This window comes from Streptomyces sp. NRRL S-1813, from assembly GCF_000719605.1.
Lineage (GTDB): Bacteria > Actinomycetota > Actinomycetes > Streptomycetales > Streptomycetaceae > Streptomyces > Streptomyces decoyicus.
Map to the genome: position 1 here is coordinate 22,235 of NZ_JOHB01000011.1, position 15,421 is coordinate 37,655.

Genomic DNA, 15,421 nt, shown 5'->3' on the forward strand with positions numbered 1-15,421 from the left:
CGGCTTCGCGTACTCAGTGGCTGAACGACTTGGCGGCGTCCTTCTCCAACTGCGCCTGGGTGCCCGCGACATCCTTGGGGTTCTTCAGGAAGTCCTGTAGGTCCTTCCACTCGCCCTGGCCCGGCTTGCCGCCGAACGAGGCGGGCGCCTGGTCGGACATGTCGAAGCGGAAATCGTCACCCGCCGCGATCAGCGCCTTGGCGATCTCGCGCATCACCCCGTCGGCATACGCCGCCTGGTCGAGCTCCTTGTTCGGCGAGATGAACCCGCCCGCCTGCGCCCAGATCTTGGCGGCATCCGTCGACGCCAGGAACGTCAGCAGGGCCTGCGCGGCCTTGGTGTCCTTGAGGGCCACCGCCACATCGCCGCCGGTCACCACCGGGGACTTGGCGCCCACCGCCGGGAACGGGAAGACCTTGGCGTCGGTACCGACCTTGGCCTTGGTCTGGGCGATGTTGGCGGCGGCGAAGTCGGCCGAGGAGACCATCGCGGCCTTGGGGGTGTCACCGCCGCTGAAGGTCCGGGTCACCGACGTCGGGAAGTCCGTCTGGAGCGCACCGGAGTTGCCGCCCGCCAGCAGATCCTTACGGCCGAAGAGCTGCCCGAGCGTGATCAGCGCCTGCTTGACCGTCGGGTCAGTCCACTTGATCTTGTGCTGCGCCAGCTGGTCGTACTTCTCCGGGCCCGCCTGGGAGAGGTAGATGTTCTCGAACCAGTCGGTCAGCGTCCAGCCGTCCGAACCGCCCACCGAGACCGGCTCGATACCCGACTCGGCGATGATCTCCGCCGCCTTGACGAAGTCCGGCCAGGTCTTCGGCTCCTTGGCACCCGCGTTGTCGAACGCCTGGGTGTTGTACCAGACCAGCGACTTGTTGCTGGCCTTGAAGTAGACGCCGTACCCGGTGCCCTTGTGGGCGCCGAGATCCTGCCAGCCCTTGGTGTAGTTCTTGGCGAGCTGCGCCTTGGCGGCGCTGCCGAGCGGCTTGAGCCAGCCCTTCTCGGCGAACTCACCCAGTACACCGACCTGCTGGAGCATCGCGACGTCCGGCGGCCCGCCACCGGCGATCTTGGAGCCGATGAAACCGGCCATGTCGTCGCCGCTGGGCACGAAGTCGACCTGGGCGCCGGTGCGCTTTTCGAACTCGTCCAGCACCTTGACGAAGTTCTCCCGCTCGGGGCCCGTCCAGACTGCGGTGACCTGCAACTTCTGGCCCTTGAGCGGGGGGAGCTGCACGGTGGGGGCGGTGCTGCCGCCCTTGCTGCCGCCGCTGCCGTTGTCCTTCGTGCCGCCGCCGCTGCCGCAGGCGGCCAGTGTCAGGGCGAGCGCCGAGGCCGCTGCCACCGCGGTCGTGGCGCGTACAGCCGTGCGGTCGAGTCGTCTGCGCATCCCCGTAGCCCCTTATCGCTGCGCCTGCCGTGCCGGGTGCGAAGGGGGCCGTATCACGTCGTGCCGCGGCGCCCTTGCCGTGCCGTTCGCGTCGTGCCGTGCGGTGGTGCTGTGCGGTGGTGCGTCGTGCGTGCGTTGGTATGTGGTGCTGTGCGGCGGTGCGTCGTCGCGCTGCGCCTGGTCGTGCCGGGCGGTGGTGCGTGGTCGCGCTGCGCCTCGTCGTGCCGCGCGACGGTGCGTCGCCGCGCTGCGCCTCGTCGTGCTCTGCGGTGGGTGTGCGACAGTCCTACGCCCTGGCCACGGGGTCCGCAATACCGCGTTCCGTGTCAACCGGCCTTTCGTGACGGTGCTGTTATGGGCGGGGCCCGGGGCTCACAGGAGGGGCGGGGCGGAGGGGGCGCCCGAGGACTGTGCGGCCCGCTGGAGCGCGCTGGCCAGCAGGGCCAGGTCCGTCGGGCCGTTGCCCAGTTCGCGCAGCGGGCGCCGGGCCGGCGGGTCGCCCATCCGCTGCCACTCCAGCGGCACGACCGTCGGCCGGAGGGTGGACGTCCGGGGTATCCGGCCGGTCACCCGGCCCGCCTGGAACGGCGTCGAGGAGCCGTCCGCCGCGCGGTGCAGCCGACCGCGGCCCGCGGGCACCGGCTCGGACGGATCGCCGTCGGCGCCCAACCGGACCCGCAGACCGGCCCGTTCGCTGGTCGCGGTCTCCGCCGTACGGTCCGGATGGCCGGTGGCGGCTATCAGATGGACCCCGAGCGCCGCCCCGTCCCGGGCCACTGCCTCCAGGGCGCGCACCACGGAACCGGCGGCCGGCCGGCCCGTGCTGCCCAGTGCGGGGGCCACCAGGGCGTCGAAGTCGTCGACCAGGACGAACAGCCGCGGCATCGGCACCGCGGTCTCCGTGCCGTCCGCCGCCGGCGGTTCGCTGCGCGCCCGCAGGCGGAGTGTTCCGGTCGTCGAGGGGTCCGCCGGTGGGCCGCTTTCCCCTTCCTTGTTTCGGCAACGATTACGGAGAGTAGTTGGTTCCTGCTCTCTGTAATCACCGCCGCCTTCGGTCGAACGCCGCGGCGCGATGACCCGCGGCGCCGGCAGATGCTTGCTGCGCCACTCGGCGAACGGGGTGCCGGCCAGTATTTCCGCCCGCCGCTTCAGCTCGGAGGACAGCGCCTGGGCGAACTCCCGCATCCGGACCGGGTCCGAGGCGGCGAGATACGTCGTGACATGCGGCAGGTCCGTGCAGACCCGCAGCCCTTCGCCGCGCTCGCTGCCGCCGCCGTCCACCAGTACCAGCGACAGCAGATCCGGGCGGTCGGCAGCGGCCAGCGAGGCGGCCATCGAACGCAGTAGCTCGGTCTTGCCGGTGGCCGCCGCGCCCTCCAGGACGAGATGCGAACCGTCACCGGCGAGATCGGCGCACAGCGGTCCGTGCGGTCCGGCACCGAGCACCGCGGCGGCGCCGGGCCGGTCGGTGTCCAGCGCGGCGGCCCAACGGGCCATCAGGGACGCCGGGGTGGCGCGGGCCAGCCCCAACTCGTCCAGCAGCCGCGCCGAATCGGGCAGCGGGACGGCGGCACGGGGCGCCGCCCGGCCACCGGCCAGGGCCGCCGCATCGGTCTCGCGCAGCGGCGCCAGCGCCCGCGCGAACCGCTCGGCCCAGGCGCCGGAGACCGCGTCCACCGCCGCGACCGTGCCGTTGGGCCCGGAGCCCGGCTGGACCACGCGCAGTGCCGTGGCGACATCGCCGCTGAGCACCGCGACCGCCCCGCACTCACCGAAGGCGGGCGACGCCTCCCGGGCCGCCTCGTACGTCGCGGCCAGCGGGAAGGCGGGGGAGGCGGCCGGGGTCTCGGCCAGGCACAGGAGATGGATACCGGCCGCCGGGCCGCCCGCGGCGAGCCGGGCGGTGGTCTCGCGCAGCGCGGAGCTGCCGGGGTCGCCGTCCACGACCACGAGGGTGTACGGGCCCTGGTGGCGGGCGGCGGCGGAGGCGATCTCCGCCCGGTCGGCGTTGGCCCAGCCGTGGCCCAGTGGGCCGTCGTCGAGCCGGCGCACCAGCTCGGACGTACGGGCCAGGGCCTGTTCCTTGTCGTACGCGAGCAACAGCCGGCAGTCCTGGCCGTGGGCCGGGCGGACCTGCGGCAGCCAGCCGAGCCAGGACCAGTCCGCCACCCGCTCCTCGGCGGGCCGCGCCCGGTCCGCGCTGATCAGCACGAGGTCGAGGGTGCCGGGGGAGTGCAGGGCCGCGAGCTGGGCGAGGGCGCTGCGGGCCAGCCCGGCCAGCCGCGCACGCGGCCCGGCGAGGCCCAGGGAGCCCGCCCGGCGCAGGTCGACGGTCACCGGCACGGCGGTCCGGCCGCCGCCGCGGGCGGCCGTCCCCAGCCGGACGGTCAGTGCGTCGGGATGGTCCGGGCCGCGCTCCCACAGGCGGGGTCCCGGGCCCAGCGCGGTGAGCAGGACCGCGGCGGCGTCCGGCCATCGTTCGTCGGCGGCGGGCCCGGAGCGCGCTTCGGGCGCCTGGGCGTCCTCGGGGGCGGCGGCGAAGGCTGCCGCGGGGGCGTCGGCCGGTGCGTACTCCGGTGCGTAGGTGTCCTCCGGCCCCGCCACGGCGGGCCGGCCGCCGGCCAGCCGCCGTGCCCAGGCGCCGATGCCGCCCCGCCGCCCACCCTTACGGGGCGCCTCGTCGGACGGCGCCAACGGCTGCTGCCCGCCGTGCGTCCGCTCCTGCGCACCGGCCGGAAAGCCGTCGGTGCGCTCGCGGACACCGGGCCCGAAGCCGTCCGCCGGGGCGCCGCCGTCGGTCGTGCGGTCGTAGACATGGCCCGTGCGGGTGGCCGGGAAGGGCGTACCGGCGCTGCCGCGCGGGGAGTCGTGGCGCGGGGCCGGGGTGCCCTGTCCGGGTGCGTCGTACCGGGCCGGGGTGCCGCGCAGGGGGGTGTCCCGCCGTCCCGTCGCGCCCGGTGCCGGTGCGATACGGGAATCGGGTGCGGCACGGGAGTCCGGTACGGGAGAGACTGCGCCGTCGGCCACCCGGGCGTAGGCCCCGGCTCCCGCGTACGCCCCTTCCGCGGCGGCGGTGGCACCCCGCGGGCCCGGCGCTCCGTACTCCTCCGCCCGGCCCGCCGCCCCCGCGTCCGGGACGGGGCCCGCCGTCCCGGGGGTGATCCGCAGATGCCCCTCGCCGTCCGGGGCGGTCGGCAGGGCCGGGTCCGGTGCACTCGGCGCGGACTGGAGGCGCAGGGCGGACTCGCCGATGCGCAGCAGGGCGCCGGGCCGCAGCGGCGCGGGCCGTTCGCCGAGGTCGGTGCCGTCCACGACGGTGCCGTTCGTGGAGCGCAGATCGGCCACGTACACCGAGCCGTCCGGTTCGACGGTCACGGCGCAATGCAGCCGGGAGACATCGGGGTCGTCGAGGGGGACGTCGGCGTCGGCGGAGCGGCCGATGCGGATCTGGCCCCCGTGCAGCAGATGCACTCCGCCGGCGTCGGGGCCGGAGATGACCCGCAGGCGGGCGGAGCCGTGCGGCAGGCCGTGTGCCGGGGCGGGGCCGGGGCTCTGGAGGGAGAGCACCGCGCCGTCGATCAAAGGGGGCTCGCCGATCGCCGCGCGCTGCGGATCGAGCCGCTCGGCCCCGGCATACAGCGCGACGGGGCCGCTGCCGCCCGCACCGCCGACATCCGCACCCGAGCCCGCCACGGAGGCCGCGAGTGCGCCCGCCACCGCCGCCAGGGCGGTCCCGGCGGGGGCCGTCACGAGCACATCGCAGGTACGTGTGGTGTGGCCGCTGCGCGGCCCGAGGACGGTCAGCCGGATCTGCATCGCCGTCAACGGTCCCTTCTGCCGGGATCCGGCGAGGGCTCCGCTCACTCCCCCCACCACACCCGGGCACGTCGGCACGTACGAGTCCCAAGTGCACGGCGCGACAAAGACCGCCCGCCCCCACCGCATCGTGCTGGGTGCATCCTCGCACCTGCCGCTGACAACACGCCCGCCGACCGCCATTCAGTGATCTTGATTGGTCTTCTAAGGGCGAAAAAGTGCCTGCTTGCGTGCCGTGCCCGGCCGGATTTCGACGCCCGTGGTCAGCTCGGGACGGTGCCGGGCAGGATGCTGCGGGCGGCGTCCGGCACCGGCCGGGCGCGGCGGGCAACCATCCGTCCCCGAAGTGCGTCTTCCCCACAAGCCCCCAGCGGGCCGACGGACCGAAAAGTTTGTACGACGGCACTACAGTGGGTCGGACGGGCCGCGCGGAGTCGATCATTCAGACCCGGCGGGCCGGGCAGGAGAACCACCACGACCAGGGAGCGCATGACGTGCGGCCGGTAGGCAGCAAGTACCTGCTCGAGGAGCCGCTGGGACGCGGTGCCACGGGCACCGTCTGGCGTGCCCGCCAGCGGGAGACGGCGGGCGCCGAGGCCGCCGTGGCAGGAGAGCCCGGTGAGACGGTCGCGATCAAGGTCCTCAAGGAGGAGCTGGCGCACGACGCGGACGTGGTGATGCGCTTCCTGCGGGAGCGCTCCGTCCTGCTGCGGCTCACCCACCCCAACATCGTCCGTACCCGCGACCTCGTCGTCGAGGGCGATCTGCTCGCCCTCGTCATGGACCTGGTCGACGGCCCCGACCTGCACCGCTATCTGCGCGACAACGGCCCCTTCAGCCCGGTGGCCGCCGCGCTGCTCACGGCCCAGATCGCCGACGCGCTGGCCGCCAGCCATGCCGACGGTGTGGTGCACCGCGACCTCAAGCCCGCCAACGTCCTGCTCGCCGGGTCGGACGGCAGCAGCGAGATGCACCCGATGCTGACCGACTTCGGCATCGCCCGTCTCGCCGACTCCCCGGGCCTGACCCGCACCCACGAATTCGTCGGCACCCCCGCCTATGTGGCGCCGGAGTCCGCCGAGGGCCGTCCGCAGACCTCCGCCGTGGACATCTACGGCGCCGGCATCCTGCTGTACGAGCTGGTCACCGGCCGTCCGCCGTTCGCCGGCGCGACCGCGCTGGAGGTGCTGCACCGCCACCTCAGCGAGGAGCCGCAGCGTCCCGGCACGCTCCCCGAGCCGCTGTGGACGGTGATCGAGCGCTGTCTGCGCAAGCGGCCCGAGGAGCGGCCCAGCGCCGAGAACCTCGCCAGGGCGCTGCGCACCGTCGCGTCCGGCATCGGGGTGCACGCCACCCCGGCCGCTGCCGAGGCCGCGCTCGGCGTCGCCGCGCTGCTCGCCCCCGACCCCGCGCCCGCCCCCGTCCCCGGAACGGGCGAGGGCAGCCGGCCCGGCGGAGGCGACGCCGACCCCACCCAGGTGCTCCCGTCCGGCGCCGGTTCGTACGACCCGGGAGCGGCGACCAGCGTGCTGCCGTCCACGGGCGGACCCGGCGGGCAGGGCGGCGACCCCACCCGGGCCATGCCGCCGATGTCCATGGGCGGACCGCAGGGGCCCGACGGCCCGCATCCGTGGGAGTCCCAGATGCGGGCCGCCCGCGACCGCAACGAACAGACCCAGGTGCAGTACCTGGACCCCGGCCAGGACCCGCTGCGCCGCCGCCCGCAGCGCCAGGCCGCTCCCCAGCAGCAGCCGCCGCAGCGCCCGCAGCAGCCGCAGTACCGCCAGCAGCCCGCTCCGGCGCCGTACGCCCAGCAGCAGCCGCAGGCCCCCCAGCGCCGCCAGGAGCCGCCGCCGCAGCGCTACGAACCGCAGCGGCCGCCCGCCCCGGAGCCCCGGCCCCGGCGTGAGCCCCGTCAGCGCAGTGCCAACCCCATGAAGATCCCGGGTCTCGGCTGCCTCAAGGGCTGCCTGGTCACGCTGATCCTGCTGTTCGTGGCGGCCTGGCTGGTCTGGGAGCTGACGCCGCTCCAGGAGTGGATCGGCACGACGCGCGGCTTCTTCTCCCAGGTCGGGCACGTTTTCGAAAGCGTGCAGCGCTTCGTGCAGAAACTCGGCGGCTGACGCCGGCCGCCGGCGGGCTCGGTGCAGTCCGTGGGCGTGGGGGAGCGGGTCCGGCGGATCGTCGCCGGGCCCGCTCCGCCTTTTCAGGCCGGGCGGGCCGGTGCCGTCCGTCCGGTCCCGAGGCGTCGACGCGGCGATGCGCCGTGGCGCCCGGGGCCTCCCTGCGGCGACCCGTCGGACAGCCCCGGGAAGCAACCCAGTGGATTTGTCGACTTCTGACGGTCAATTTCGCTCACAGAAGTGAAGGTTGCCACGTTCCGGGGCACTGAACCCCCTGGCACCCGCGTAGCTTTGACGCCAACCTCAGCCCCCGCAGGACGCTCGGGGGCCCGACACGTCGGAGCAGTCTTGGCACGGAAGATCGGCAGCCGGTACACCGCCCACCAGATCCTGGGGCGCGGCAGTGCCGGCACGGTATGGCTGGGCGAGGGCCCCGAAGGGGCCGTGGCCATCAAGCTGTTGCGTGAGGATCTCGCATCCGACCAGGAACTCGTCGGCCGCTTCGTGCAGGAGCGGGCGGCACTGCTGAGCCTGGACCACCCCCAAGTCGTCGGCGTCCGTGATCTCGTCGTCGACGGCAACGACCTGGCGCTGGTCATGGACCTCGTACGGGGCACCGATCTGCGCACGCGCCTGGAGCGCGAACGCCGGCTCGCCCCGGAGGCCGCCGTCGCGATCGCCGCCGATGTCGCCGACGGGCTCGCCGCGGCGCACGCCGCCCGGATCGTCCACCGCGACGTCAAGCCCGAGAACGTCCTGCTGAACATGCAGGGACCGCTCGGCCCCGGCGGTGCGCACCCCGCCCTGCTCACCGACTTCGGCATCGCCCGGCTCGTCGACTCCCCGCGCCGGACCAGGGCCACCAAGGTCATCGGCACCCCCGACTACCTCGCCCCGGAGATCATCGAGGGGCTGCCGCCGCGCGCCTCCGTGGACGTCTATGCGCTGGCGACCGTCCTGTACGAGCTGCTCGCCGGGTTCACGCCGTTCGGCGGCGGGCACCCCGGGGCGGTGCTGCGCCGCCATGTGACCGAGAGTGTGGCGCCGCTGCCCGGCATCCCCGACGAGCTGTGGCAGCTGCTGTTGCAGTGCCTGGCCAAGGCACCGGCCTCCCGGCTGCGTGCCCCGGAGCTCGCCGCCCGGCTGCGCGAGATGCTGCCCGGCCTGGCCGGTATGCCGCCGCTGGACATCGACGAGCCCGACAGCGAGCAGCCGGAGGACGAGCAGGAGGCCGCCGCCGGTTCCCGCGAGGAGCCCTACTACCCGTCGGCGCCCCCGGGGGAGGCCACCCCGCCGCGCGGCGCGGTCCCGCTCGTCCAGGGCGCGGTCCCCGACTCCAACCGGGAGACGCACACGAGCATGCGGGTGCCCGGCCCGGACGAGCTGGCGGGCGGCGCGCACGGCACCGCCCGTGCCCCGCGCGCCGCCGGTGAGCGCCGGGCGGGCTCGGCCCGGCACCGCTCGTCGCCGGATGCCGTGCGCCGCCGCCGGATCAAGCTCGGCGCGGCCGCCGCCGCGGTGGCCCTGGCGGCCGGCCTGGGCGGCTGGCTGGCCTCCGGCGACGATACGGCGGGCGACGCCACACCGGGCGTCCACCAGCCGGAACCCGGCACTCCGTGACGGCCCGCCCGCGCGCCGGCCGGGCCCGGAAACGGCCCGCCGGCCCGGGGCGGTGCCCGGCACGCGGCGTCGCGTACGTCCTGCCGGGGGCCCGCCGCCCACGGTTCCGGGCAGGTCCGACCTGCCGGGGCCGGGTCACGCTGACGGTGGTAGCCGTTAGGCTGGGTGCGTGGCAGTCGTCGATGTATCCGAAGAGCTGAAGTCCCTCTCCTCGACCATGGGGTCGATCGAGGCCGTCCTGGACCTCGACAAGATGAGGGCCGATGTCGCCGTGCTCGAGGAGCAGGCCGCGGCGCCGTCCCTGTGGGACGACCCCGAGAGTGCGCAGAAGATCACCAGTCGCCTGTCCTACCTCCAGGGCCAGCTGCGCAAGGCCGAGGACCTGCGTGGCCGGGTCGACGACCTCGAGGTGCTCTTCGAGCTCGCCGAGGCCGAGGGCGACGAGGACGCCAGGGCCGAGGCCGAGGACGAGCTCACCGCCGTCCGCAAGGCGGTCGACGAGCTGGAGGTCCGCACCCTCCTGTCCGGCGAGTACGACTCCCGTGAGGCCCTCGTCAACATCCGTGCCGAGGCCGGTGGCGTGGACGCCGCCGACTTCGCCGAGAAGCTCCAGCGCATGTATCTGCGCTGGGCCGAGCGGCACGGCTACAAGACCGAGCTCTACGAGACCTCGTACGCGGAAGAGGCCGGCATCAAGTCGACCACCTTCGCCGTCCAGGTCCCGTACGCCTACGGCACGCTCTCCGTCGAGCAGGGCACGCACCGCCTGGTGCGCATCTCGCCGTTCGACAACCAGGGCCGCCGCCAGACGTCGTTCGCCGGTGTCGAGGTGCTCCCGGTCGTCGAGAAGACCGACCACATCGAGATCGACGAGTCCGATCTGCGGATCGATGTGTACCGCTCCTCGGGCCCCGGCGGGCAGGGCGTCAACACCACCGACTCCGCGGTCCGGCTGACGCACCTCCCGACCGGCATCGTCGTCTCCTGCCAGAACGAGCGCTCGCAGATCCAGAACAAGGCGTCCGCGATGAACGTCCTCCAGGCCAAGCTCCTCGAGCGCCGCCGCCAGGAGGAGCAGGCCAAGATGGACGCGCTCAAGGGCGACGGCGGCAATTCCTGGGGCAACCAGATGCGTTCGTACGTCCTGCACCCGTACCAGATGGTCAAGGACCTGCGGACCGAGTTCGAGGTCGGCAACCCCACCGGTGTGCTGGACGGCGACATCGACGGCTTCCTGGAGGCCGGAATCCGCTGGCGCAAGCAGCAGGAGAAGTAGCGGATCCGCCTCTTCCGTACGTGAAACAACTGCCTCCTTCGGGGAGGCAGTTGTTTTTGCTGTGGCGGTTTGGTCACAGTCGTATGTCCATGTACCGCCCACCGCTTGGCAATTCGGGCATCCGGCCTTTAATCGACCTTGACGATGTTGGCCGAACTGGGAAGGCTGGGCGCGGCATGCGTATGTCTGGGGCGCGTGTAAGAACGGGGAATTGAGCGGCCTGCCCGCAGTGCGGGGCCGAAGCTCGTGAACCCCGACATCGGCTCGTCGCCCCGTACAGCGGTGCTCCAATGACGAGTTCAGCTACTGGGGGTAGCAGTACATGACGAAGAAGACGCGGCTGCGCGTAGCGCGCATTGCGGCCGGCGCAGTGATTGCGGCCGGTGCGTCGCTCACGGCCGCCGGAGCTGCTTCCGCGGCCAGCCCGGGTGAAGGCCCGAGCCAGGACGGCGGCATCATCGGCGGCATCATCGGCGGGATCATCGGGGGTGGTGACTCCGGCGGTGACTCCTCCACCGGTGGTGACTCCTCCACCGGCGGTGACACCACCACCGGCGGCGAGATCGGCGGCGACGACAGCACCGGCGGCGAGATCGGCGGTGACGACAGCACCGGTGGCGAGATCGGCGGTGACGACAGCACCGGCGGTCAGTCCGGCAGCACGACCGGTGGCGACGAGACCACCGGTGGCCAGTCCGGCAGCACCACGGGCGGTGACGAGACCACTGGTGGCCAGTCCGGCAGCACGACCGGTGGCGACGAGACCACCGGTGGCCAGTCCGGCAGCACCACGGGCGGTGACGAGACCACCGGTGGCCAGTCCGGCAGCACGACCGGTGGCGACGAGACCACCGGCGGCCAGACCGGCGGTCACAGCACCGGTGGCAACGCCACCGGCGGCGACTCCACCGGTACCGGCACCGACAACGAGGGCTCCAAGCCGATCGAGCAGCCCGGTCAGGGCAAGGAGCAGATCGCTGACACGCCCGGCCAGGCGAAGCAGCAGGCCAAGGGCGGCGAGCTGGCGGAGACCGGTTCCACCGGTACCACCTTCCTGCTCATCGGCGCTGCGACGATGATCGCGGGCGGTGTCGGCTTCCGTATGCTGCCCCGTCTGATCAACAAGAACGGCGGCGGCGCCGCAGCGGCCTGACGCTGACGCGGTACAGCTGGCTGGAGGGGCCCGGGACGCGCTTGCGTCCCGGGCCCCTCGGCCGTTCGCGTGCTCTCTGTCGCCGGGAAGCCTCGTACGGGTGCCGGCGGGTGTCAGGAAGCCTGGTGGAGGAGTATGCCCACCGCGATCAACACGATCATCAGCGCCACCAGCATGGCAGGGCTGAGCTGGGCGAATATGCCGCCCGCTTGCTGTTGAAGTCGTTCTCTGCTGGCCCGGCACACGGGGCAGCGGCCCTCGGTCACAGGGGCCGCGCAGTTGGCGCACACCAGTCGGTCGTACGTCATGCGACCTCCTTCTCCACTGCGCCAACGCACCGGAAGGCGCGTTGGTTCCCTCTTCCACTGTGCCAGCACATCGCCGGAACGGCGCGCCCCGCGAGATTGTGCGCCTTTTGTCCCGTAGGTGCCGTGAATAAACGCACCAACCCCCTACGGCGACTGCGCCGCCCCGCGAGGTTCGCGTATGGTCACGCACACCGACGGGAGCCGCAACTCGGCAACCGTGCCCCTATCCAGGTCGACCGTGGTGCATCAGTGATCCGATTCGACAACGTCTCCAAGACCTACCCGAAGCAGAACCGCCCTGCACTCAGGGACGTCTCGCTCGAGATCGAGCGCGGCGAGTTCGTCTTCCTGGTGGGCTCCTCGGGATCCGGTAAGTCCACCTTCCTGAGGCTGCTGCTGCGCGAGGAGCGCACCAGCCATGGCCATGTGCACGTACTCGGCAAGGACCTCGGGAAGCTCTCCAACTGGAAGGTCCCGCAGATGCGGCGCCAGGTGGGCACGGTCTTCCAGGACTTCCGGCTGCTCCCCAGCAAGACCGTGGGGGAGAACGTCGCCTTCGCCCTCGAGGTGATCGGCAAGCCGCGTGGCCAGATCCGCAAGACGGTTCCCGAGGTCCTAGAACTCGTCGGCCTCGGCGGCAAAGAGGACCGTATGCCGGGTGAACTCTCCGGTGGTGAGCAGCAGCGTGTCGCCATCGCCCGGGCCTTCGTCAACCGCCCGATGCTGCTCATCGCGGACGAGCCCACCGGCAACCTCGACCCGCAGACCTCGGTCGGCATCATGAAGCTGCTGGACCGGATCAACCGGACCGGTACGACGGTGGTCATGGCCACCCACGACCAGCAGATCGTCGACCAGATGCGCAAGCGGGTCATGGAACTCGAGAAGGGCCGGCTCGTACGCGACCAGTCGCGCGGCGTGTACGGCTACCAGCACTAAGCGTGTACGGCCCCCAGCACTGAAAGGACGCCATGCGCGCCCAGTTCGTCCTGTCGGAGATCGGCGTCGGTCTCCGCCGAAACCTCACGATGACTTTCGCCGTCATCGTCTCCGTGGCCCTCTCGCTGGGCCTGTTCGGCGCCTCGCTGCTGATGCGCGACCAGGTCAGCACGATGAAGGGCTACTGGTACGACAAGGTCAACGTCTCGATCTTCTTCTGCAACAAGAACGACGCCGACTCCGGAGCCAACTGCGCCAAGGGCGCGGCCACCCAGCAGCAGAAGAACGACATCAAGGCCGAGCTCGACCGGCTGCCGATCGTGCAGAAGCCGGTGACGTACGAGTCCAGCGACCAGGCGTACAAGCACTACAAGGAGCAGTTCGGCGACACGCCCGTTGCCGGGCTGGTGACGCCCGACCAGCTTCCGGAGTCCTTCCGCGTCAAGCTCAAGGACCCGACGAAGTACGCCGTCATCAAGTCGGCGTTCTCCGAACGGCCCGGGGTCCAGGAGGTACAGGACCAACGGGACACGGTCGAGCCGCTGTTCAACCTCCTCAACGGCATGAACATCGCGGCGATATTCGTGATGGCGCTGATGCTGGTCGTTGCGCTGATGCTGATCGTCAACACCGTGCGGGTGTCGGCGTTCAGCCGGCGGCGGGAGACCGGGATCATGCGGCTGGTGGGAGCGTCCAGCTTCTACATCCAGATGCCGTTCATCCTGGAGGCCGCCATCGCGGGGCTGCTGGGCGCCGCTTTCGCCTGTGTGCTGATCGTCGGCGGCAAGTACGTCCTCATCAACAACTGGCTGTCGAAGAAGATCCAGGTGATCAACTTCATCGGCTGGGACTCGGTGGCGGCGGTCCTCCCGCTGGTCCTCCTGATCGGGCTGCTGATGCCCTCGCTCGCCGCGTTCTTCGCGTTGCGCAAGTACCTCAAGGTGTGAGCTTTGCCAAGGGGCGCCGTACGGTCAACTTGCCGTACGGCGCCCTTTTGTCCCCTAGACTCACCGCCATGTCGGGCCCGTGTTCGTACGACCGGCCCCGCCGCATTCGCCGCGGGGCGGCCCTGACGTTGTTCCTCGCGAGTGTGCTCGCCACCGGCGCGGCAACCGGCACCTGGAGCGACGAAGCAGAGGGCGCGGTGGAGCGGACCGCCCCGGACCGTACGGCCTCCGGAGCGCACGCACCCCGGTCCGCCACGGCGGACCGCGCGGCCGTCGAACGGGCCGCCGCCCAGGCCGTCGAGGACGGCAAGTCCGGAGCGCAGGCCGCCGCCGACGTCGTCAGCCGCAGCGGCGACCGCTGGTCGACGATCTATTCACCGGGCGAGTTCAAGGATTTCCAGGCGCAGTTGGACGGCTCCTATGTCGGCGTCGGGCTCTGGGTGCGGCAGGCGGCCCACGGCCGCATAGAGGTCTCCCGGGTCCAGCCCGGTGGCCCCGCCGCACGCGCCGGCATCACCACGGGCGACCGGCTGCGCGCCGTCGACGGCCGCCCGTCCCGGGGCGCACCGGTCACCGAGGTCGTCGGCCGGCTGCGCGGTGCCCCCTCCGGCGGCTCCCGTGGGCCCGCCGCCGCTGCCGGTACGCCCGTGACGCTGGACCTCCAGCGCGGCGCCCACCGCTGGACGGTCACCCTGCACCGCACCCGTCTGAGATCCCGGAACGTCGTCATCGACCGGCCGGCCGGTGCGCACGGCCCGACCCGCGTCAAGATCTCCGCGTTCAGCCAGGGCACCGGCGCCGCGGTCCGCCGGGCGGTGCGCCGCGCCTCCCCGCACGGCGGCCTGCTGCTCGATCTGCGCGGCAACACCGGCGGCCTGGTCACCGAGGCCGTGAAAGCCGCCTCGGCCTTCCTGGACGGCGGCCTGGTCGCGACGTACGACGTACGCGGCAGCCAGCGTGCCCTGTACGCCCGGCGCGGCGGCAACACCCGCCTCCCGCTGGTCGTCCTCGTCGACGGGGGCACGATGAGCGCCGCCGAGCTGCTCTCCGGCGCCCTCCAGGACCGCGGCCGGGCGCTCGTGGTGGGTTCCAGGACCTTCGGCAAGGGCTCGGTGCAGATGCCGAGCACGCTGCCGGACGGTTCGGTCGCCGAGCTGACCGTCGGCCACTACCGCACCCCGTCCGGCCGGACCGTCGACGACAAGGGCCTGACGCCCGACGTGATCGTCGGCAGCGGAGCGGAGGAACGGGCCCGCACAGTATTGAGTGGCATCGGGGGCGGGGCGTAGTGCGAAAATGGCCGCACTATGGCTAAGGACAAGGGCAAGGACAAGGAACCCGGGCGCAAGCTCGTCGCGCAGCACAAGAAGGCGCGGCACGACTACCTCATTCTGGACACCTATGAGTGTGGCCTGGTGCTGACCGGCACCGAGGTGAAGTCGCTGCGGCAGGGCCGGGCGTCGCTGGTGGACGGTTTCATCCAGATCGACCGGGGCGAGGCCTGGCTGCACAACGTACATATCCCCGAATACGCCCAGGGCACCTGGACGAACCACAGCGCGCGACGCAAGCGGAAGCTGCTGATGCACCGCGTGGAGATCGACAAGCTGGAGGCCAAGAGCCAGGAGTCGGGGCACACGATCGTGCCGCTGGCCCTCTATTTCAAGGACGGCCGGGCCAAGGTCGAGATCGCTCTGGCCAAGGGCAAGAAGGAGTACGACAAGCGGCAGACGCTCCGCGAGCAGCAGGACCGCCGCGAGACGGACCGGGCGATCTCGGCCGTCCGGCGGCGGCAGCGGGGCTGATCTGCCCCGATGGGACCGGTCCCGGCCGGCCCGCAGGGAATACGCTG

General features: G+C 72.4%; 11 protein-coding genes. 8 read left to right on the forward strand and 3 right to left on the reverse strand.

Translation table 11 applies throughout. The annotated features are described in order from the left end of the window. Positions 1-13: 13 nt before the first annotated feature. Together IF67_RS0117850 and IF67_RS0117855 are read right to left on the reverse strand one after the other, a co-directional pair. Positions 14-1,387 carry an ABC transporter substrate-binding protein gene (locus IF67_RS0117850; RefSeq protein ID WP_051818218.1) on the reverse strand — a complete coding sequence of 458 codons (1,374 nt, stop codon included), beginning with the start codon at positions 1,385-1,387 and terminating at the stop codon, positions 14-16. Between the two features lie 372 nt (positions 1,388-1,759). Continuing rightward, a complete protein-coding gene (locus tag IF67_RS0117855) occupies positions 1,760-5,203 on the reverse strand; it encodes an FHA domain-containing protein (RefSeq protein ID WP_030986783.1) in 3,444 nt (1,147 codons plus the stop codon). A 494-nt stretch (positions 5,204-5,697) separates the two neighbouring features. Between IF67_RS0117855 and IF67_RS0117860 the strand changes: the two genes are divergently transcribed. The 4 genes from IF67_RS0117860 to IF67_RS0117875 all read left to right on the forward strand — a co-directional run bounded on the left by IF67_RS0117860 (position 5,698) and on the right by IF67_RS0117875 (position 11,375). Further along, positions 5,698-7,326, forward strand: coding sequence for a serine/threonine-protein kinase (locus IF67_RS0117860; RefSeq protein WP_030986784.1), 1,629 nt, complete (start codon positions 5,698-5,700; stop codon positions 7,324-7,326). 348 nt (positions 7,327-7,674) lie between these two features. After that, positions 7,675-8,946 carry a serine/threonine-protein kinase gene (locus tag IF67_RS0117865; protein ID WP_030986786.1) on the forward strand — a complete coding sequence of 424 codons (1,272 nt, stop codon included), beginning with the start codon at positions 7,675-7,677 and terminating at the stop codon, positions 8,944-8,946. Positions 8,947-9,115: 169 nt separating this feature from the next. Continuing rightward, positions 9,116-10,222: a peptide chain release factor 2 gene (gene prfB, locus IF67_RS0117870; protein WP_030986787.1), complete on the forward strand. Its 1,107-nt coding sequence runs from the start codon at positions 9,116-9,118 to the stop codon at positions 10,220-10,222. A 322-nt stretch (positions 10,223-10,544) separates the two neighbouring features. Then, positions 10,545-11,375 carry an LPXTG cell wall anchor domain-containing protein gene (locus IF67_RS0117875; RefSeq protein WP_030986789.1) on the forward strand — a complete coding sequence of 277 codons (831 nt, stop codon included), beginning with the start codon at positions 10,545-10,547 and terminating at the stop codon, positions 11,373-11,375. Between the two features lie 113 nt (positions 11,376-11,488). On the opposite strand, the gene IF67_RS0117880 is transcribed toward IF67_RS0117875, so the two are convergent. Continuing rightward, positions 11,489-11,683: a hypothetical protein gene (locus IF67_RS0117880; protein WP_030986791.1), complete on the reverse strand. Its 195-nt coding sequence runs from the start codon at positions 11,681-11,683 to the stop codon at positions 11,489-11,491. A 249-nt stretch (positions 11,684-11,932) separates the two neighbouring features. Between IF67_RS0117880 and ftsE the strand changes: the two genes are divergently transcribed. From ftsE to smpB, 4 genes are all read left to right on the forward strand, one after another. Beyond that, positions 11,933-12,622, forward strand: a complete 690-nt coding sequence (gene ftsE, locus IF67_RS0117885; RefSeq protein ID WP_030986793.1) for a cell division ATP-binding protein FtsE — start codon at positions 11,933-11,935, stop codon at positions 12,620-12,622. A 32-nt stretch (positions 12,623-12,654) separates the two neighbouring features. After that, positions 12,655-13,569 (forward strand): permease-like cell division protein FtsX, encoded by a 915-nt coding sequence (gene ftsX / locus IF67_RS0117890; protein ID WP_030986795.1) that lies wholly within the window; start codon positions 12,655-12,657, stop codon positions 13,567-13,569. A gap of 68 nt (positions 13,570-13,637) precedes the next feature. Next, positions 13,638-14,858: a S41 family peptidase gene (locus IF67_RS0117895; protein WP_030986797.1), complete on the forward strand. Its 1,221-nt coding sequence runs from the start codon at positions 13,638-13,640 to the stop codon at positions 14,856-14,858. Between the two features lie 18 nt (positions 14,859-14,876). After that, positions 14,877-15,374: an SsrA-binding protein SmpB gene (smpB, locus tag IF67_RS0117900; protein ID WP_030986799.1), complete on the forward strand. Its 498-nt coding sequence runs from the start codon at positions 14,877-14,879 to the stop codon at positions 15,372-15,374. Positions 15,375-15,421 lie beyond the last annotated feature (47 nt).